General features: G+C 33.9%; 26 protein-coding genes. 12 read left to right on the top strand and 14 right to left on the bottom strand.

Going from position 1 to position 19,840, the window contains the following annotated elements:
• Positions 1-70: 70 nt before the first annotated feature.
• The gene (locus K5790_RS01970; RefSeq protein WP_297592962.1) at positions 71-949 is read right to left on the bottom strand and encodes a CdvA-like protein; all 879 of its coding nucleotides are present in this window, start codon (positions 947-949) and stop codon (positions 71-73) included.
• A gap of 133 nt (positions 950-1,082) precedes the next feature.
• Between K5790_RS01970 and K5790_RS01965 the strand changes: the two genes are divergently transcribed.
• The 5 genes from K5790_RS01965 to K5790_RS01945 all read left to right on the top strand — a co-directional run bounded on the left by K5790_RS01965 (position 1,083) and on the right by K5790_RS01945 (position 5,083).
• On the top strand, positions 1,083-1,370 hold the full coding sequence (locus tag K5790_RS01965; RefSeq protein ID WP_297592045.1) for a hypothetical protein: 288 nt from the start codon (positions 1,083-1,085) through the stop codon (positions 1,368-1,370).
• A 32-nt stretch (positions 1,371-1,402) separates the two neighbouring features.
• Positions 1,403-3,022 (top strand): FAD-dependent thymidylate synthase, encoded by a 1,620-nt coding sequence (locus K5790_RS01960; RefSeq protein ID WP_297592044.1) that lies wholly within the window; start codon positions 1,403-1,405, stop codon positions 3,020-3,022.
• Between the two features lie 36 nt (positions 3,023-3,058).
• The gene (msrB, locus tag K5790_RS01955; RefSeq protein ID WP_297592043.1) at positions 3,059-3,463 is read left to right on the top strand and encodes a peptide-methionine (R)-S-oxide reductase MsrB; all 405 of its coding nucleotides are present in this window, start codon (positions 3,059-3,061) and stop codon (positions 3,461-3,463) included.
• Positions 3,464-3,599: 136 nt separating this feature from the next.
• Positions 3,600-4,610: a homoserine dehydrogenase gene (locus K5790_RS01950; protein ID WP_297592042.1), complete on the top strand. Its 1,011-nt coding sequence runs from the start codon at positions 3,600-3,602 to the stop codon at positions 4,608-4,610.
• On the top strand, positions 4,607-5,083 hold the full coding sequence (locus tag K5790_RS01945; RefSeq protein WP_297592041.1) for a PUA domain-containing protein: 477 nt from the start codon (positions 4,607-4,609) through the stop codon (positions 5,081-5,083). The genes K5790_RS01950 and K5790_RS01945 overlap by 4 nt, the downstream gene beginning before the upstream one ends.
• 13 nt (positions 5,084-5,096) lie before the next feature.
• Here K5790_RS01945 and K5790_RS01940 read toward each other — a convergent pair whose 3' ends face one another.
• The gene (locus K5790_RS01940; protein WP_297592040.1) at positions 5,097-5,693 is read right to left on the bottom strand and encodes a proteasome subunit beta; all 597 of its coding nucleotides are present in this window, start codon (positions 5,691-5,693) and stop codon (positions 5,097-5,099) included.
• A 94-nt stretch (positions 5,694-5,787) separates the two neighbouring features.
• Here K5790_RS01940 and K5790_RS01935 point away from each other — a divergent pair, with 94 nt between their 5' ends.
• Positions 5,788-6,204, top strand: coding sequence for a DoxX family protein (locus K5790_RS01935; RefSeq protein WP_297592039.1), 417 nt, complete (start codon positions 5,788-5,790; stop codon positions 6,202-6,204).
• Here the strand turns inward: K5790_RS01935 and K5790_RS01930 are convergent.
• The 6 genes from K5790_RS01930 to K5790_RS01905 all read right to left on the bottom strand — a co-directional run bounded on the left by K5790_RS01930 (position 6,201) and on the right by K5790_RS01905 (position 10,863).
• Positions 6,201-7,553: a M20/M25/M40 family metallo-hydrolase gene (locus K5790_RS01930; RefSeq protein WP_297592038.1), complete on the bottom strand. Its 1,353-nt coding sequence runs from the start codon at positions 7,551-7,553 to the stop codon at positions 6,201-6,203. The genes K5790_RS01935 and K5790_RS01930 overlap by 4 nt on opposite strands.
• A 5-nt stretch (positions 7,554-7,558) precedes the next feature.
• The gene (locus tag K5790_RS01925; RefSeq protein WP_297592037.1) at positions 7,559-8,422 is read right to left on the bottom strand and encodes an NAD(P)H-hydrate dehydratase; all 864 of its coding nucleotides are present in this window, start codon (positions 8,420-8,422) and stop codon (positions 7,559-7,561) included.
• Between the two features lie 52 nt (positions 8,423-8,474).
• Positions 8,475-9,338 carry a tRNA (adenine-N1)-methyltransferase gene (locus tag K5790_RS01920; protein WP_297592036.1) on the bottom strand — a complete coding sequence of 288 codons (864 nt, stop codon included), beginning with the start codon at positions 9,336-9,338 and terminating at the stop codon, positions 8,475-8,477.
• A 39-nt stretch (positions 9,339-9,377) separates the two neighbouring features.
• Entirely contained in the window at positions 9,378-10,295 is a 918-nt protein-coding gene (locus K5790_RS01915) for a TFIIB-type zinc ribbon-containing protein (RefSeq protein ID WP_297592035.1), read from the bottom strand.
• A gap of 10 nt (positions 10,296-10,305) precedes the next feature.
• A complete protein-coding gene (locus K5790_RS01910) occupies positions 10,306-10,590 on the bottom strand; it encodes a DNA-binding protein (RefSeq protein WP_297592034.1) in 285 nt (94 codons plus the stop codon).
• A 135-nt stretch (positions 10,591-10,725) separates the two neighbouring features.
• Positions 10,726-10,863 carry a CxxC-x17-CxxC domain-containing protein gene (locus K5790_RS01905; RefSeq protein ID WP_297592033.1) on the bottom strand — a complete coding sequence of 46 codons (138 nt, stop codon included), beginning with the start codon at positions 10,861-10,863 and terminating at the stop codon, positions 10,726-10,728.
• A 124-nt stretch (positions 10,864-10,987) separates the two neighbouring features.
• Between K5790_RS01905 and K5790_RS01900 the strand changes: the two genes are divergently transcribed.
• From K5790_RS01900 to K5790_RS01890, 3 genes are read left to right on the top strand one after another with little or no spacing between them, the layout of a single operon-like run.
• Positions 10,988-11,338 (top strand): hypothetical protein, encoded by a 351-nt coding sequence (locus K5790_RS01900; RefSeq protein WP_297592032.1) that lies wholly within the window; start codon positions 10,988-10,990, stop codon positions 11,336-11,338.
• 54 nt (positions 11,339-11,392) lie between these two features.
• Positions 11,393-11,530 (top strand): hypothetical protein, encoded by a 138-nt coding sequence (locus K5790_RS01895; protein ID WP_297592031.1) that lies wholly within the window; start codon positions 11,393-11,395, stop codon positions 11,528-11,530.
• Positions 11,531-11,579: 49 nt separating this feature from the next.
• Complete coding sequence (locus K5790_RS01890; RefSeq protein WP_297592030.1) at positions 11,580-12,092, top strand: hypothetical protein; 513 nt, start codon at positions 11,580-11,582, stop codon at positions 12,090-12,092.
• A 12-nt stretch (positions 12,093-12,104) separates the two neighbouring features.
• On the opposite strand, the gene K5790_RS01885 is transcribed toward K5790_RS01890, so the two are convergent.
• Together K5790_RS01885 and K5790_RS01880 are read right to left on the bottom strand one after the other, a co-directional pair.
• A complete protein-coding gene (locus tag K5790_RS01885; RefSeq protein ID WP_297592029.1) occupies positions 12,105-12,503 on the bottom strand; it encodes a hypothetical protein in 399 nt (132 codons plus the stop codon).
• A gap of 864 nt (positions 12,504-13,367) precedes the next feature.
• Complete coding sequence (locus K5790_RS01880; protein WP_297592028.1) at positions 13,368-13,502, bottom strand: hypothetical protein; 135 nt, start codon at positions 13,500-13,502, stop codon at positions 13,368-13,370.
• A 114-nt stretch (positions 13,503-13,616) separates the two neighbouring features.
• Between K5790_RS01880 and K5790_RS01875 the strand changes: the two genes are divergently transcribed.
• On the top strand, positions 13,617-14,030 hold the full coding sequence (locus K5790_RS01875) for a hypothetical protein (protein ID WP_297592027.1): 414 nt from the start codon (positions 13,617-13,619) through the stop codon (positions 14,028-14,030).
• A 40-nt stretch (positions 14,031-14,070) separates the two neighbouring features.
• Here K5790_RS01875 and K5790_RS01870 read toward each other — a convergent pair whose 3' ends face one another.
• The 4 genes from K5790_RS01870 to K5790_RS01855 are packed head-to-tail and all read right to left on the bottom strand — an operon-like array spanning position 14,071 to position 18,396.
• Positions 14,071-15,954, bottom strand: a complete 1,884-nt coding sequence (locus K5790_RS01870; RefSeq protein WP_297592026.1) for an arginine--tRNA ligase — start codon at positions 15,952-15,954, stop codon at positions 14,071-14,073.
• Between the two features lies 1 nt (position 15,955).
• A complete protein-coding gene (locus K5790_RS01865; protein ID WP_297592025.1) occupies positions 15,956-16,651 on the bottom strand; it encodes a phosphoglycolate phosphatase in 696 nt (231 codons plus the stop codon).
• A gap of 52 nt (positions 16,652-16,703) precedes the next feature.
• A complete protein-coding gene (locus tag K5790_RS01860) occupies positions 16,704-17,789 on the bottom strand; it encodes a hypothetical protein (protein ID WP_297592024.1) in 1,086 nt (361 codons plus the stop codon).
• A gap of 25 nt (positions 17,790-17,814) precedes the next feature.
• The gene (locus K5790_RS01855; protein ID WP_297592023.1) at positions 17,815-18,396 is read right to left on the bottom strand and encodes a hypothetical protein; all 582 of its coding nucleotides are present in this window, start codon (positions 18,394-18,396) and stop codon (positions 17,815-17,817) included.
• Positions 18,397-18,531: 135 nt separating this feature from the next.
• On the opposite strand from K5790_RS01855, the gene K5790_RS01850 reads away from it, so the two are divergent.
• Together K5790_RS01850 and K5790_RS01845 are read left to right on the top strand one after the other, a co-directional pair.
• Positions 18,532-19,641 carry a GTP-binding protein gene (locus K5790_RS01850; RefSeq protein WP_297592022.1) on the top strand — a complete coding sequence of 370 codons (1,110 nt, stop codon included), beginning with the start codon at positions 18,532-18,534 and terminating at the stop codon, positions 19,639-19,641.
• A gap of 12 nt (positions 19,642-19,653) precedes the next feature.
• Positions 19,654-19,830: a hypothetical protein gene (locus K5790_RS01845; RefSeq protein ID WP_297592021.1), complete on the top strand. Its 177-nt coding sequence runs from the start codon at positions 19,654-19,656 to the stop codon at positions 19,828-19,830.
• Positions 19,831-19,840 lie beyond the last annotated feature (10 nt).

Raw genomic sequence — 19,840 nt, 5'->3', positions numbered from 1 at the left:
CTAAAAGTCTGAGATTAAGATACTGAACAGTATCAATTCTTGTCAAAGATTAAAAAATAAATTAAAAAAATTATTGTGCTTCCATTCTAGCTAACCAATCATTGTCGTTATCATCATTTGAAGTCTGTGCTGTCACCTGTTGGGGTGGTTCTGGGAATGCAATTGATACTTCAGCTTCAGTTGGAGTCTGTTGGGCAGGTTTTGCCTCAGATTCAGTTGATTCTGAAGATGTAACTACAGGTTCTGTTGGTGCTTCTGGAAGTATTGTCTGAACTACTTGTTGTTGTTCAGAAGTCTCCAGATATGAAACGGCAGATTCTTGGATGTTTGGCTGTGAAGGAGTAGTTATGTTTTGCACTTCCAACGCAAGGTCAGCGATTCTACTCTTTACATTTGAGATTTCAGATGTCTCGTGTGTAACATGCTCAATTACCTCAGTTGTGCATGCCTTGACAGTCTCAAATGTTGACTCAGAGATTTCATTGCTCTTGAATTGTACTTTTGCATCAAACAATAACATTTTTGCAGACTTCATTTGTTCATCTAGCTCTGTCAATCTTGCCTCAAGTTTGGCTTTGATTTGTTTTTCTGTTTCATCTAATGATACAAGTTTAGACTTGTATTTTTCATGAATGATTTCTGCATCTGCTTTCATGTCATCATTTTCTGAAACAATGTCAATCAATGCCTTTAGACGACGAAGAGTTAGTTGTTTTTCTCTAATGAGTCTTTGAGAGTCTAGTCTCCATTTTGGAATAAAAATAACAACATCACCTTGAACTACAAGTTGCTCATATTGGATTTGCTGTAATCCCTGAGAACCGCAATCAATTCCGACAGATTGTATACTTCCGTCGATGTCTGTTATTGTTCCAATGACCTTTCCCATGAATGTTCCGTACATGTCTTTGACGTTTTTACCGATAATTTCGATATCGTCTTTTGTCATGTGTGCTAATTCAGGGATTTGTATAACCGACAAAGTGTAAGTAATGTTTTTAGTTTTAGTAAGATTAAATTCACAAAGTTTTCAGGAGTGGATTTTTAGTAATTTTAAAATTTAGAGGCATAATACTAGGCACATGATACAAAGAGAAGAGCTTGAACAAATTTTGAATTTTGTTGGAAATCGCTGGATTGAGGTGACAAAAGAGCCAGACAGTAAATTAATGGAGAATTTGCCAGATGACTTTTGGATGAATTCTGTTGGCGGTAGAACTGCAAAAAAAGGATTTTGGGTTACATCGTTGATGTATACAGAAAATGAGGCAGATGCAATTGCATTCAAAGAGGTATTGCTAAGATGGCAAGCCAAAGGAAAAAACAAAGACAACGGTCCCGATCTAATTCAAATTGGAAAAAAGAAATAGACTATTAATAATTGAGAACCATCAAACTGGTATTGTCAGAGTTTTCAATTAAAGAAAAAAAGATCCTATCAGATCATTTTTCAAACACAGATGATAATGTATTTGCAATCATCACCCCACGACAAGTTGATCGCGGTGCACTCATGTCAAGATACAGTAGAACCGACAAAAGCATGAGACGGGTATTTCTTGATGAATTTTTAAAAAACAAAAATAGAGGAGAGGAATTTTACAACAGAGTTCTCTTAGAGTACGGAGATGATTCTGTTGCAGAGTTAGGAGAAGCACAAATAGCAATTGAAGGACTATCAAATATCGCTGTAAAAAAAATAGAAGACAGAAGAATTGGATTGTCTTATTTAGAAAAATCATCGCGTTATGTTGCATGGAATAAAAAAGAGAATGGAAAATACAGATTTTATCGAGACCCAGAAATTTCTAAATCACGATTTGCTGACATGTATGAAGAGACTTGTAATTTTTCATTTGATGTGTATTCAGAAAACATAGAACCAATGATAAATTATGTAAGGGAAAAATATCCAATTGAAAAATATAGTTTTAAAGACTCATCAGACGGAAAAGAAAAATCATTTTCAAAATTAAAACTTGATGCAGACATAAAATCTGCAAATATGATTTACAGAGGTTCGACTAAAGCTAAAGCACTAGACATCTTAAGAGGATTACTTCCAGCTTCAACATTAACTAATGTAGGGATAACTGGAAATGGTAGAGCGTTTGAGTATCTGCTAACAGTATTAGGCTCATCAGAGCTAAAAGAAGAGCAAGATTTAGCCTCAAAAATCAAAAAAGAGCTAGATACAACCATCAAGTCTTTTGTTAGAAGGGCAGATGACAAATATGGAAAAGCATTTCAAAAATATCTAAAAGATGTTAAAAAGAAATCAAAAGTTATTGCATCAAAGCACATCAAGACAAATCCAACAAAAGGAACATTTACAAAACTAGTCGATTATGAATCAGAAAAATCTGCAATTGATAAAATTATTACTAGTATAATTTATGAACAATCCCCCAGTACATCATACCAAGATATTTTCAAACAAGTAAAAAAAATACCAAGACAGGAAAAAATCAACATCATTAATGAATTTGCAAAACTTAGAACAAATAGACGGCATAGGCCATCAAGGGCTTTTGAGAATATCTATTACACATTTGATTTATGCAATAATTTTGGAATGTTTAGAGACTTTCACAGACATAGAGCATTAACACTGGAAAGACAGTTACTCACTACTGATCATGGTTATAATATTCCAAATGAAATCAGGGTTTTAGGAATTGACAAAGATTTCAAAGAATGTATGAATAAAACAAAAAATACATTTGAAAAAATAAGAATAAAATTTCCAGAACAATCACAATATGTAGTAAATTTTGCATACAACTATCCATATTTTATGAAGTTTAATCTAAGAGAGGCATGTCATTTAATTGAGTTAAGAACAGTTCCTCAAGGACATGTAGATTATAGACGTGTTGCACAACAAATGTTTAATCAAATTAACAAAGTTCATCCTGTATTGAGTAAAATTATGAAATTTGTCGATATGAAAGAATATGATTTAGAAAGATTTGAATCTGAAAAAAGAACAGAAGAGAAAAGAAAAAAGATGAAAAAATAGAATAATATTCTAATATCAAAAGATACAAAGTATACCATGACAGAAAAAATAAAAAAATCACCAGAAGAATGGAAGGAAAAGCTTTCTCCAGAGCAATATGAGATTTGTATTAATCATGGAACAGAACCACCATTTTCAGGAAAATACAACAACACAAAGCTTGAAGGTGCTTTCAAATGCGTTTGTTGCGGAGAAGAATTGTTCTCATCGGATGCAAAATTTGATTCAGGCTCGGGTTGGCCAAGTTTTTGGAAACCAATATCAGATGAAAAGATAGAGTACATTTCAGATACATCATACGGTATGGTCAGAACAGAAGTCAATTGTAACAAATGTGGAGCACATCTAGGACATGTATTTGATGATGGACCAAAGCCCACAAATCAGAGATATTGTATTAATTCACTTTCGTTAAAACATGAAAAAGATACTGATGAATGACCATAGTCACAAAATTCAAGGATTGTATTTTGTTAAAGATGATTCAAAAATTATTAATAAAACACAATTAATGATAAGAAAATCAAAAGAGAATTAAAATGAATCAAAACAACACACCAGAAAGGATTGAAAAGATTTGAGAATAATATTATGCGGATTTGGTGTAGTAGGCCAAAGTTTAGTGAAATTATTTGATTCCAGGGCAGAGGATTTGTATGCAAAGTACGGACTAAAGCCAAGAGTTGTAGGAGTATTTGATAGTAAAGGCAGTGCAGTAGATCAATCAGGATTAGAATTTAACAAACTAGTAGAAGTGAAGAAAAAATATGGAACTGTAAAAAATTACGCAAATTCAAAAAATAACATGTCAGGAATTGATATGCTAAAAAATGTAGAAGCTGATGTCTTAATTGAAACTACAGCCAGCAACTACAAAGATGCAGAGCCAGGAATGACACACATCACTACAGCAATGAAGAAAGGAATGCATGTAATTTCTGTCAACAAAGGACCTCTAGCACTAGCATTTCCTTCGCTATTGGAGCTTGCCACATACAATCAGGTCATGTTCAAGTTTAGCGGAACCGTGGGTGGAGGAACCCCAATCCTAGACTATGCTAAAAAAAGTCTCAGGGGTGAAAGAATAACATCATTTGCAGGAATTCTCAATGGCACTACAAATTACATTTTATCAAATATGGCAACAGGAATGTCGTTTGATGAAGCCCTAAAAGATGCAAAAAATAAAGGGTATGTCGAAGCTGACGAGTCATTGGATTTAGACGGATTAGATGCAGCAGCAAAACTTGTAATTCTTGCAAATTGGATTATGGGAATGAAAGTAACTATGCCAGATATTAATTGCACAGGAATTAGAAAGATTACAAAAGAAGATATCAAAAAGGCTGAAAAGAACAATTGTGCAGTGAAATTAATTGCATCATGTGATAAGGATCTAATTGTAGCCCCCAAGGAAGTTTCAAGAGATGATCCACTTTGTGTGAATGGCACACTTAATGCAATTGCATTTACATCAGAGCATTCAGGAACACAAACCATTATCGGAAAGGGTGCAGGTGGCATGGAAACTGCTAGCTCCATTCTAAGGGATTTGCTTGAAATAAGACAAGAGATTGCACGAACTTGAAATCTAATTTAATTTCAAAGAGCGAAACATCTTCACTCTTAAAAACAATTTCTGAGAGATGGGGAATGGAATTCCCAAAAATAAAAAATCTCAAAGTTCATCAGATTTCAGATGAAGCCCAAATAATTACTGGAAATGGAATGAAGATACTAAAAGTAAATGATGACTATCTTCCATTTCTATCAGAGACAAAAATGCTAGAAAGATTTCCAAATGTTACAGTGGATATGGGTGCTGTTAAATTCATGTGTAAAGGTGCAAATGTTATGAGACCGGGAATTAAAACATTCACAGACTTTGAAAAGGACAAATTAGTATGCATAGTAGAAGAGTCACAACATAAATTTTTAGCAGTTGGAAAAGCTCTAGTTTCTAGCACAGAGTTGGAATCCATGGAAAAAGGTGAAGTGATTAAAAATTTACATTATATTTCCGATAAATTTTGGGAAACAGGTAAAACAATCTACGATTAGAGATAATTTTTAATTATTTGATTTCTTCTGTAAACTCTTCAGTTCCTTCGTTGGTGATAACAAGAATGTCTAAACCATCACCACTTGCAGAGTCTCTTAGTGCTGCAGAACGAACTGCACGTTTTGCCAAATCAACTGCTTCGTCTTTAGTCATGTCTGGTTTGAATTGTGGATCTAAAACACCTAATGCCATTTCAGCACCAGTACCTACTGCAGCATATTCATCGGGAAGAACAGAACCCAAAGGATCCAGAGTGTACATTATTGGTTTATCAACAACTCCACCAACTATTACCTGAGTCAACAATGGAAAATATCTTCTTTCATACATCATATTTGACATCATTTTAGCAACAGTGTTTGGAGGAACGTCTCGCTTTAATTCCATTTTTCTAATTTTTGCAAGGGCTGCTATTTGCAATGTAAGAATCTGCATGTCAGCTACAAGACCAGCACACGTTGCTCCAACCTTAGGAGTGATTGGAAATGTTTTCTTTGTGGACTTGCTTACAAGAAAGTTTCCAAATGCGATCCTCTTCTCGCTGGCAAAAACTACACCACCATCAAAAGTAATTCCAACAGCAGTTGCTCCTGGCATGTACATTGACATAACTCAAATAATTTTGCAGCATAATAAAGGGCTTTCTACATTTCACGCGTAATTAATGAGCAAAATAGTTATACGGAAAAGTAGATGTAAGCCTATGACACTGGCAGAAATTAAACCAAAGATCCTAAATGATGTTGTCTTTATGGGTTTAAGATCTGCTATCGGTGTAATCTTTATTGTTCACGGAATTGGAAAATTTAATCCCGGATTTGCAAACTTTTTGGGAAGTCTAGGAATTCCAGCAGAAATGCAAATACCCATAGCATTAGCAGAACTAGTTCCCGGAATTTTATTAATTGCAGGAGTGCTTAGTAGGTTATCAGCAGCATTACTATCCATCATTATGCTAGGTGCAATATTTCATGTCAAAGGCGCTCAGAGTCTCACAGGAGATAAAGGGTTTGAAATTGATTTGATTCTACTTGCATCAGTTCTTGTAATTATGATAGTAGGTCCAGGAAGAATATCACTTGCACAAATCATCAAAAAAATGCCTAGATGTCTTCATTAGGATTTTCCAAAGTTTTCCATAATCAAGCAAATACATTTTGTAGTCTTTTTTAACAAATCAACTCTAGCAAACTCATTTGGTGAATGAATTCTTGAAAACATGTAGGTACTTCCAATTGATATGCATGGAGCTTTTAGAAGATCAACAAATGGATACATAGGACCAGTTCCAGCATTAGAGACATTAATTATGGATTTACCAAAAGTCTTGTCGGCTGCCATTTTTACTTGATTAACAAATGGTTCTGACGAATCAGTTCTTGCAGCTGCCTCACCGTGAAATATTTTGATAGTAACATCATCAAATCCATTTTCCTTGAGATGTTTTTTTAATCGCATTATCTGTTTTTTTGGCTCCATTTTAGGAACCAATCTAAAATCAATCTTAACTAAAGCACTGCCAGGTAGAACAGTTTTGGCCCCATCACCAGTATAACCAGAAACAAATCCCGCAATATTACAAGTTGCACCACCAACTAGTGCTTTTTTGGCATCAAGTCCTTTCTTGCCTCCAACAAATGATGTAATTCCAAATTCTTTTTTAAAAACAGATTCATCAAATGGTTCTTTGTTTATAATCTCTAAATCTTTTTTTGAAAACGGCGTGACTTCTTCATACCAATCTTTAATGAGAATTTTTCCATTTGAATCACGCAAAGACTTTACTGCTTCAATTAATCTCCAAGCAGGATTTTTAATCAACACAGCTAAACTTGAATGTGCATCAATTTTTGACTCTTTGACAGATAATTCCACAAATAGTAATCCTTTCATTCCCAATCCAATGATTGGTCGATTTTTTGAATCAACATAACCAAATTCCCAGATAACACCATCACATGAAAATTTCTTTTTGTATTTTTTCAAATAATCTTCAATGTGGGCACTGCCAGTTTCTTCTTCTCCCTCGATTACAAATTTAATATTGCAAGGAACATCCCCAGTTGTTTTAAGACAAGCCTCAACTGCTTTGATTCTTGTAATTAATTCACCTTTATCATCAGTTGCACCACGTCCAAAGATCTTGTTTCCTTTCTTTACTCCACTGAATGGAGGATCATTCCATAATTCAAAGGGTTCAGCAGGCTGAACATCATAGTGATTGTAAAACATTAGAGTTTTTTTGGGATTACTTTTTGATTTGATTTCACCATAAACTATTGGTGCAATTCCTTTTTTTAGTCGTAGAATTTCAGATGGAATTCCAGATTTTTTTAGAATTTTTTGTACTAGAGATGCACATTCCTCAATTCCTTCATTTTTTGCTGAAACGCTTGGTTGTCTTATCAGAGTCTGAAGATCAGATATTAAATTATCCATATGAGAATCGACGTGCTTTAGTGCATTCATTTTATTCACACAAGTTTATCAAAAGGCTTCATTACAGTTGGAATAAAATCCAATAAATCCATGGATGTCATATGAAGGCCAATTTTCTTTTGAACTGCTTTTCCAGCCAATCCATTAATGAAAGTAGCTGCTGCTGCAGATTCCAATGGATTTCTATTTCGTGAAAGAATTCCGGCAACCAATCCAGATAAGACATCACCAGTACCTCCTACAGTCATTGCAGGTATCTTCTTTTCATAAAGATAAGTCATAGAGCCATTTGAGATTACATCAGTAGGTCCTTTTAGTAAAACAGTGATTCCAAATTCTTTTGCAAATTTTTCTACTATTTTGATTCGTTCATTTTTTGAGTTTGATGGTGGTTGACCAAATAATCTCTTAAATTCACCAGCATGTGGAGTAACTACCACATTTTTGTTTGCGAGCAATGGTAAGACTTCAGGAATTAAAGCACTGGCATCAAGGGACAATCTAACATCACGGTCTAAAAGGGATTTGACAAGAAGTAGCAATGAATTTTTTTCTTGTACTGCAAGGCCCATTCCAATTGTAGCAGAATGTAAATTATGAGGAATAGCACCAAGTAGTTTGTTTACTGCACCCTTTGTTAATTTTTGATCAACTAGTGGGATTACAATAAGATTTGGAGAGATGGCTCGTGTAGGAGTTACGTTAATCTTTGGAACACAAGTATAAACCAAATCACTTCCAGATCTTAATGCCGCAATTGAAGATAGAATCGGAGCACCATGATAGATGTAGCTTCCGCCAACAACCAGAACAATCCCATTATCGCCTTTTCTGGATTTTAGTTTTCTTGAGGGGATGAACTTTCGAACAATGGGAACGGTAAGATTTTTCCTCATCAATATACCCTAAAAAATACAGGAATAAATCTTGTTTTGATGTTTTCCAGACTAATTAAGATGATTTTTTGACAGTTTTTTTCTTGGTTTTGCTAGCCGTAGATTTTTTTGATTCTAGTGTTTTTGAGGTCTTTGATCCTCTTTCAAAAAATGCCTTTCTAGCATAACACAAGTAAGTGGTGTGTCCAATTCCTTGAAAAGAATGTCTGGTTTTTCCTTCCCTAGCATCAATAGTACGTATAATGTGTTCAGTGGATTCTATGTCAGTAAACTCATTTTCAACTAGAGACATTGTTAATTTTTCCAATTGATTCATAGTTGGGCAAATTGCAAAAACAGCACCACTTCCTTTGAGCATTTTACGAACTTGTGGAATTACAGTCCAAGGATCACCTAGATCAATCAAGGCAGCATCCATATCCTCCAAAGGCATTTTTTTGGCTGTTTTAATATCCAGATTTGTCTGGGTTACATACTTTGAAACACCTGCCTTTTTGATATTTTTTTCAGCAATTTTCATAAAATTTTCATCAACATCAAATGTGTAGACATGTCCTCTAGGTTTTACAATACTGGCAATAAAAGAAGTTAAAGAGCCACTTCCTGTTCCAATCTCTAAAATCTTTTGACCGCTTTCAATTCCAGCTCTTGCGACAATGTAACCAAGATCTTTAGGGTAAACAATCTGGGTGCCATGTTGAATTTTCATAACATAATCATATGTGGTTGGTTTTAGAAGATAGACATACTTGTCCTTGTTTGTTGTTAGTCTAGAACCATATTCTTTTCCAATAGCATCAGCATGTTTGAGAACACCAATGTGTGTATGAAGGGACTCTTTTTTTGAGATTTTTACTAGCCATTTTTTAGAACTGTTAAAGTAAAATAACACTGGAGAATTCTGTTTAATTTTATCCATAATTTGTACCAAAAATTTTAAGATAAGAATCTACTGTTCTTATTCATCTTTTGGAGAATGCTCTGCCTTTAGTCCCTTGTATCGATTTCTGATTGTAACTTCAGTTACACCAGCTGCTTCTGCAATATCTCTTTGAGTTACAGATACCCCATTATGAACACATGACAAATACAATGCAGAAGCTGCAAGCCCCATTGGATCTTTTCCAGCAGATTCTTTACGCTCTTGAGCCTCTTTGAGAACTTTTACTGCATAACGTTTTGTTTTTTCAGTAATTTCCAGTTTGCTTGAAATTCTTGCTATACATTGAATTGAATCTACAACAGGCATCTTTAGTTCCAATTCATGGTGAAGCAATCGATAACATCGTGCGATATCTTTTCTCTTTACATTTGCTGCATCTGCAACATCTTTTAGTGTTCTAGGTGTTTCAGTATCGCGACATGCAGCATAAAGGGATGCAGCTATCATTGCAGAAATTGATCTTCCTCTAACTAATTTTTTCTCTAAAGCTTTTCTGTAAATGTAAGCTGCTTTCTCTAAAACATTTGCAGATATTGCAATTTTATCTTTAAGTCTGTTTAATTCACTTAGAGCTTGTCTGAGATTTCTATCGATTGGTTCATGAACTTGACTTCTGCTATCCCATGTTCGTAATCTTTCAATAGTACTTTTCATTGAAGTGGAAAGTGGTTTTCCAGAGGCATCTTTGTTTAATGGATTGATAACAGTAGATAATCCCATGTCATGAATTGTAAGTGATGATGGAGCTCCAGTTCTTGCAGGATCTGAACCACCATCTTTTTGAAATGATCTCCATTCAGGTCCAGATTCTTGAGATTTTTCATTAATCACATAACCGCATTTTGAGCAAAATTGCTCACCGGTTACTTCATCAGTTAATAATGAATTTTTTCCACAACGCAGACAACTGGATTTTGCATTAACAGTTACCATATAATTGCCCTCATGCAGTCTTCCTTTTAATAGAGATTTCTATCGTGGAGACATTTCTAGTTCTGCCATCTTGTGACTCTAATGATTCTGAACCAATTTTTACATCACCTACAACAAATGCAGGGTTGGTTTTTTGGAGAACTATCTGTACCACATCAACAGCATGTGCGATGATCAATCCCCTAGCTTTGACTGTAACTAATGGAAGTGTTGCTAATTGAATAATAGCAGAAGTGACATAAGTCATTAGTGGTTTCTTACCAATGAAAATTGTATCTCTTGTATTGTTTAACATATTGCATTAGGTATTACGTATAATTTAAACTGAGTAACCCAGCGTAGTCGTAGAATTTAGGAAAATGAAAAAGAAAAGAGGTTTTTAGAATACCTGAGAGATAATTGAGTTCAAAATTAATTAAACAAAACTAGCCTAAAAGCTTCTGGTTCTATGTTTTGGTAGACATTCTTTGCAGTATACTGGTCTGTCTGGTTTTGGTTCAAAAGGCACCTCTGATGCTGCACCACAATCGGAGCACTTCATAGGATACATTTTTCTATCTTCTGACATGCATGATACGATATTTGCCTACATAAGAATCAAGGAGAACAGGCTACATATTCATTACAAAAATCAGAACATACAATTTGTGTCCAGATAGTATTTTAATCCCAAAAATCACATCATAGTGAAAATGACAGAATTCAAACTGCAAGGATCTGGAGGATACGTAATAGCTGATTTGACTGAAGAGCAGGCAAAGAAAGCAGATCTTGGAGTGGGAAAATTATTCTTGGCACCAATTGGAAAATTAGAGACTAAGAAGATGTTCAAGCATTACTGTAACATGTGTGAAACTGAATTTGACAACCCACCAAAAATCCATTTGGAAGAAAATACAAATGAAGAAGTTGCAGATAATTTGATCCTAATTGAGAGAGGACAGTATACTTGTGAAAAATGCAACGCCACAATAGGAGAATATCGTGTCTTTAAGAAAAACGACGAAGCAGGCGATATTGGAAAAGCAAGACCATCAGAATAATTTTGTAGAGCCTAAATGCGTATTCAATAAATATAACTATTTTTCAGATAGAGCATGTCAAATATGAAATGTGTGTCATGTGGAATTAGTTTCTTTTCCCCAATGGGTTCAGACAAATGTTCCAGATGTGCAGGAAAGGAATCAGAAGGACATGGCGGTCATGATTCCTGCGGTTGTGGACACAGCCATTAATTTCTTTTTTTACTAACAGGCATATATTGAACATGTAATTATTTCACTCATGGCAAAAACATCAGAAGAAATGAAAAAACTAGTTGAAGAATTTATAAAAATTACAAATGTCAAATATGAAGATCAAACAGATAAGGTAAGAGAAAAAAGTAATTTAATCGAATGGCAATTTCATTTAGGGACAAATGTTATCGTAAGCAAAAATGTCAACAGACAAGACAGAATTCATCTGAATGTAAACATGAGATTCCCACCAAATGATTCAAAGTTACTTGTAATTAAGAACCCGTCATTTTCAAAAGCTGTAATGGAGATTAGTGAGATATGTACAATTGCAGGGGTTGGACATCAATGGATAAAAGAAAATGATAATGTTGTCGGTTTAGCAATTTTCTCACATGTAGATGAGCAGGTTCTAGATAGAGTAACATTTCATAATACATGGGATGATGTTTCACGTGTATCAAGTCATGTTCAAAAAATATTACGTTCAAATTTTAGTGGATTTGCATCAGCCAATAATTTAGGTGCTGAAACTACAGACAAATCCATGTATGGCTAACATGTTCTAAAATTATTGTTGGGATTTTACAAAATCAACAATAGACATGATTTTTCCCATTTCTACCAAATGACCATAACTCTTTTTGTTAGAAGATTTGTCAGGAGAATTATCTACACTTAAAAACAAAATATGTCTATTATCAAGAGGAATAGTGATTCGCTTAATCTTTTCATAAGCTGCTATCACATACAGCCCTTCACCAACCATGTTTTTAATTTTGGAACGTTCCTCCCATGCATTGATAGCTCTTTGAAGTGTTTTTTTAGTATCAGCCATCGGAACTAGTGGTTTAACATTATTACGTTTACTATTCCATAAAATTTCACCATTCTTATCACAAATAGCAGCAAATCTAATATCAGAATTAAAATCCATCAACATATTCAATAATTGTTCAAATTTTTCCATACACGATATTAGGGCAAACTACTATTTATCTAAAAATAAATTATGAGTGAAGTAATTAGAGACAGCAAAAAATTATCTATTTATCTCGATATAATTGAAATTTCTTTTTACAATTACCGCAAAAGCGCTGCTTGGTTTTCCTACTTTCAGTCCCTAAAAGAGAACCACATCTATCACATTTTGTCTTATTCATAAAAAGAATCCATCTCAATTAATCATTTTTTAGAAGTGCGTTTTTGCACATTTTTTTTCTTATGTGTTGCTTCATGTTTACGTACCTCATCAAAAGTATATGAAGTTCCAATCCAATGGAAATCACATTTAGCACATTGATATTTCATTTTTTAAAACATTCACAGCCGCAATCATACATCCCAGCTTTTCCCATACATTGATCATGATGTCCGTTATAGCACTTGTTACAAGTTAACATTTAATCAGAGGCCTTCTTTTGATGAGTTTTTTCATGGAGAAGTAATTTTTGAATATCTCCTTGAGATGAATCCCAAGTAAAATTGCAGTGTTTACAATGATATGTCATTTATTTTTCTATATCCTCTGATTTCTTTTTCTCAGATTCAACATGTGAAGTTTCCTTACTAGCGTTTTTGGTTTTACAAGCACCAAATTTCAGTTTTTCAATTATTTGTTTTAACATACTCTATATTGTTTCTCTGTGATATATACCGGTGTATTAGACAGATATTATCTACTCACCAGAAGCAAGGTTTATTGGCTTAAAACTATTCTTTTATCAGTAATTGGTTTGCACGCCAACATATGTTAGCCGGAGGTAGGCTTTGGCAGATATTCGGCTAACTATTTCTCTCTAAAATAGAGGCTATTTTCGGGTTTTTTCTATTTTTAGTCAAATGCATCAATAATAAAGTACGAACAGCAGCTTGCAACAAATAATGTAATCCCAAGTGCCAGACCAATTTTTTCTAGTTTCTTCTGAGATTTTTCAGTTTTCCAATGTGCTGATTTATCGATATTCATTACGAAGTTGCAATTTTAATCAGGCATTTATAGTTATGTCAAATATTGGCATTCATAGGTTTTGATTGGTAATTATTACCAATAGTATATATAGCGGGGTTGTAATATGAGGTTATGAGCACACAAACTCAAACAAACAACGTATATTCAATGTACAAGCAAAATGTGCAAAAATACTTTGAGAATATTTCAAAAATCACTCCACAGTATTTCCAAGCAGTTACGCAATTGCAAGATGAATGTATGAAGACAGTTGAGAAAACAATCAATGCTTCAGTCTCTGTGCAGCAAGAATTTGCAAAAAAAGCAGGTATCACATCTGATATCCCAGAAGCTGCAAGAACTGCAATCATAGACATTAACAAGCAAATTGTTCAAGCAAGCACTGTTAACAATCAGCTAGCAAAAACAGCAATTGATACTACTGTACAAAACATCAAAGCATTAAGTACCAACATTGATGCCTTTGCTGAATTGAATAAAAATATAGTCCAATTATGGACAACCTCATTCACACAGAAATTCTAGTGTGAATTATTTTTTCTTTTTTATCATTTTTTAAAATAACCTACATTCTATTTGGTGCAACGATACCCAATAGACCCAATGCTTTCTCAACAGTAATCTTAAATGATGAAACAAGGTAGAGTCTGGAATTTTCCAGATTTTCATCACCCAATTCCAATACTTTGACTTTCTCATAAAATGAATTAAATGCAACAGCTAGATCATGGCAGTATCTTGCAATAACTTTGGGGGAAAAATTATTTGCAGCATCTCTGACTTGAATATCAAAAAGCCCAATTGTTTTGATTAATTCTAGTTCAGAATCATCTTTTAGTAATGAAAAATCAACATCGATTGATGGAATACGCCCTGACCTTTCAATTATTCTTGAAGCCCTTGCATGAGTATACTGAATGTATGGTGCAGTATCACCCTCCAAACTAAGAGATTTTGTCAAATCAAATGTTATGATTTTATCAAGGTCTTGCTTTATCATCTCATAACGAAGTGTACCAACTGAAACATTGTGGGCAATTTCTTCAATTTCTGAGTCACTCATTTCAGGATGCCTCTTTTTTGTCTCATCGATTGTTTTTTGCTTCAAGATATCATAAACAGAATCAGCATTGACATAGAGTCCTTTTCTGCCAGACATTTGTGCCTGTTTTCCATCTGTATCTAATCCAAGGATTTTGGCAGTTTCAGAACTCAGTGTAACTGATTCATACCCAAGATGAATATATGCATCAGAAACGGATTTGAATTTACCCATTAGATTAGTGATGATTTTTTGTAATCTCTCCTGACGTGAATCAATTACAGTAACTACCTTCTCACCAGTAAAATTTTTAGAAATAGGATTATTGTGATTTAGTGTAGTTTGCCATAATTCCCGTGAGGGCTGAACTTTGTCATATTTTTCATAGTTGAATGGATCATCTAAGAGGCCTAATTTCCATGCAGCATATGGAATATCTTTTGCAATGTATGTGGCAGTGCCATTACTCCTGACTATTACCTTATCTTCTTCTTTATCCTCACCTCTTATTACCCAGCAACCAGCATTTTTTCCATCTTTTTCAAATTCTATTAGATTCATCTCTTTGAGTTTTTCAAATATTTTACTCCACAATCCAGAGCGAATTATTTGAGATTCAAAATTTAGACAATCATAGAATACAGACAAGTTCCAACAGGTTTCAAGCTGTCCTGCTAAAACTCTTCGGGTAATTTTATCAGCAAATTTTGCAGTATCAGACGTTCCATCTTCAAGCTCCTTTAGAACATTTTTTCGAATCTCTTCAAGACTAGGATCTTGCTCATATTTTTCTGTAGTCTTAACATAGACATCATCACCGCAATAATGATCAAACTTCTTACCATTAGGAGGATCTTGGGAAAACCCAAAATGATTAAACCCGACAATGATATCAGCTACTTGCAAACCCGAGTCATCAATATAGTTTAAGATATTGACTTTGTAGTTTGCCTTTTCTAAAATTCGAGACAAAACATCTCCAATTATGATATTTCTAATGTGCCCTATGTGAAGTGCTTTGTTAGGATTAACACTAGTATGCTCTACTACAATAGTAGAATTTTTTCCAATATCAACATCACCAAATTCAGGAAGGTTTGATTCAGATAGAATTAGTTGATTGAGCTTGTCCCAATCAGCTGAAAAATTAAGATAGCCAGATGGATGAGATTCAGATTTTAAAACAAGAGTTGAAATGCATTTTTGGTATTTTTCAGATAGCATTTGAGCAATATCTTTTGGGCTTTTTTTGAGTTGTTTTGATAAGAGAAAGGATACATTTGAGCTGACATCACCAAATCCAGGTTTTGCAGGTTCGACTGTAAATTTAACATCAGAAATATCAAGTTCTAAGAGAATCTTCTTGAGATTATTTTCAATTTCATCAATAATAGATTTGAATGTCATCTTACATCTCAGAGAATCTGGGTGCTAATTTATCTAGTGCTTCAAGAACTCCATCGCCTGCTTTTGCATCAGTAACCATTGTAGCCTCAGATTTTACTAGATCAGATGCATTACCCAATGCAATACTAGTTTTGGCCACCTTAAACAAGGGAACATCGGTAGCACTATCACCTATTGCAATCACATCATCTCGTAAAATTGAAAGTTTTTTCATAATTTCAGAAAATCCTCTTCCCTTGTCAATGCCTGATGAATTGATATGATAAGCATATTGGCTATCAGATAGTTCTACATCAATATTGTTTTCAGTAAGAATTTTTCTTGCAAGATCCAAATCAAAGGTTCTCTGTAATACAACCTCAGTCATTCTAGGAAAAACAGCTTTTTCTTTTACATTAGAAATATTGTTTTGAATAATTTTGAGAGCGTTTTGACATTCCTTGATATCCCCTAACAAAATATGTTCATTTGAATCAAGTGTAATACATCCACCGTTTTCACCAACTGCCATTTTTGTAGTTCCTCCAAATACAGAAAGTAAGAAACCTTCAACGGATGAACGGCCTGTTACAAAGATAACATTATGGCCCATGTTAGTTAGTCTCCTTAAAGCCTCCAAAGCCTCAAGATGAATTCTACCACCACCATTTTCAGTTATTGTTCCATCAATATCTACTGCAAAAGTTTTCTTTTTCATGATTTTTGTTTTTTATTCAGGATAATATTTGCTACGAAAAAATTCAATCAAATTAATCATTCATCAAAATGCCTCTAGAGAATTTCTTAGATAGAAAAACAGCCAAAATGCCCATAATTACTGAAGGGATCAGAGTAATCATCATCACATCATCAATTAATTCAAAATAAACAAAATAGATCAAACTTGGAGATACTAGTCTTCCAAGTAATACTTCATTGAATGTATACATCACGTAAGGATAGTAAACCATGTAAAATACAGACCCCAGTAGTCCTCCTACAAAAATCATTGATTTTCTAGATTTGTAAAATAATAAAATCACATCAGATATTACAAATGGGATTAGATTAAGTGAATAGAATTGGATTGAATCAAAGATTGCAAAATTTGGAACTATTGCAGTAGTGCTATAAATTAGTAAAAACAATCCTCCAAGAATACTCATCATTCCAAATTTCTCATGTGATAGTCGATATACTAGAAACATAGACATTGAAATTAACATTGGATATGCCAGAGTTGCCACAACAAATGCAACGTGGGGCTCAGGGTTTAGTTGAAAGTAATCAGTGTTTGAGAAAGGCAAAGAGAGAGATGAAATAATTCCAGAGCATGAAAGCCATACGGGAATAACTCCAAGAACAATTAGAAACAAGCTCAAAGAATTTTTGTAATTATTGATTTTCAAATGGCGTGCAATTCCAATCATCCCACCAATGCTACAAAGAAACATTCCCATGATCAAAGTAAGGTGTGGAGGACTAAGCAACCCATCCAATCCAAAATTAGAGTGCCAAATAAAATCAAAAGGGCCAGCTCCGACCAATAAAGAAATTCCAATTAACTTTATCTTTAATGGAAAAAAGTAAGAATCAGAGAATTTTTGTAAGTTTTTCCATCCAATAAAGGATACCACAGTACCAATTAGGGAAATTGCCACACCACAATACATGAGTGCATGAGGCGGAGAGAAAAATGTCTCAGGTTTGCTAAGCAAATGATTAGTAATATCCCAACTTCCACCAACAGTAACAAGTAGAATTCCAAAACTGGTCAAAATACTCCCAATCAGAAAAATTTTTTCAGATTGAATCTTAACAAATTTCTTTGAGGGTTCAGATTGGGAAGTAGTCATTATTTCAATTATCACTCACAAAATATCAAGGATTAACATTTACCGCATATACCCGAACATATTCATTTTGATGATCCAAGAATCCAGATTTGGGATAATGAGATAAATCACTAGTGTGTGGAATATCTACGGATTTTACATAAATTCTAAAAATCCCAGAGTGTTTGGGAGTAACTTCAATGTCAATAAAGTATAGATCTCCTGGATGAATGGGTCTACTCATTGCCTCAATTGAAGGATATTTTGCAGTAGTAGATTCCAATCCACCACTATAATTTGCACCAATTTCTTCATCAACTACAATATAATTTGGAGATTGAGTGAAATCATATCGTACAATATCGACAACATCTCCAATTTCTTTAAGATCAGGAAATGCAACAGATACAATGTGAATGTCTCCGTATTCACCCCTATTTTCAGATTCAACCTCTAAACGAAAAGAATCACTCAAACTAATTTCAGAATCAGATAATTTTGCCTCAAAGAAAGGTTGAGGAACTAGCATCTCATTTGATAGAAAAAGATCAGGCAATACAACAACGGTCATTAAAAAATAAACAATGATAGCAAATCCAATAACAGGCAAAATAAATAATTTTTTCACATGAATTATCTACAAGATACTGTTAAAAAACGATAAGAAAATCATGAGTTCATTATTTTTACCCATACCAAACAACAGAATAAAGAGAAATAGTACGATTTTATTTGAAAGAAATACATCAAGAGTTGAAGTCTAGTGGGAATTCCTGAAAAAATCAAGGCCATTCAAGATGAAATGGCAAAAACGCAAATCAATAAAGCTACAGAGCATCATATAGGGTTACTAAAAGCAAAGATTGCAAAATTAAAAAGAGAGCAAGAATCAGAGATTGCTAAAAAATCAGGTGCCAAACAAGACGGATTTGATGTTAGAAGAAGTGGGGATGCAACAGTTGTTTTTATCGGATTACCAAGTGTAGGAAAATCCACTCTTCTAAACAAAATGACAGGAGCAAATTCTGCTGTTGGAGCTTTTCAATTTACCACATTAACCGTAGTTCCAGGAATGATGGAATACAGAGGAGCCAAAATTCAAGTCTTAGATTTGCCTGGAATTATCAAAGGAGCATCAACTGGAAAAGGTCTAGGAAAAAGGATTTTGTCAGTTGCAAGAACGGCAGATCTTGTTCTTTTGATTTTAGATGTATTTCAGCCATATCATGAAGATGTGCTAGTAAATGAATTAGGAAACATAGGAATCAGATTAAACCAATTACCACCAAACATTACAATAGAGAAAGCATCAATGGGAGGAATTGCAGTTGCACAACAAGTAAAATTAACGAAAATTACTGAAAAGCATCTTAAAGATATTTTACATCTGTATGGATTGGTTAGTGCCAGAGTTGTAATTAGAGAAGATGTCACATCAGAACAACTTGCAGATCACATTGCAGGAAATATCAGTTATTCAAAAGCACTTACAGTTTTAAACAAAATTGATTTAGTTGATGAAAAATTCCTAAAAGAACTAAAGAAAAAAATAAAATCAGACGTAGTTGAGGTTTCAGCAAATTCAGATATCAATATAGAATTACTAAAAGAAAAGATCTATGAGAAATTAAAATTCATTAGAATTTACATGAGACCAAAAGGAGGAGAAACGGATTTCAAAGAACCATTAATTGCAAGAGAAGGAGATACTGTTGAAGATATTTGCAATAAACTACATCGTAGAATGAAAAGAGAGTTTCGATATGGTTTGGTTTGGGGTAAAAGCGTAAAATTTGGCGGTCAGAGAGTAGGATTGAATCATGTTTTACTTGATGAGGATGTTTTGACAATAATAAAGAGACGCGGAGTCTAAAAAAAGAAAATCATGGAACATGAAACGGAGCAACGATGGTGTAAGTTTTGCATTACAAAAACAAAACAAGAACTAATTTTTCTACCAAACATGGCAACATACAAGCGTAGACGAAAGTACAGATGTACTATTTGTGGCAAATCAAGTTGGTTGCAGGGCAAAAGACCTTCTGCAGAAAGTGTTTATTAAAAAAAATAAT

The organism is Nitrosopumilus sp. (assembly GCF_025698945.1).
Lineage (GTDB): Archaea > Thermoproteota > Nitrososphaeria > Nitrososphaerales > Nitrosopumilaceae > Nitrosopumilus.
This window is presented reverse-complemented; position numbering and strand designations above follow the sequence as displayed.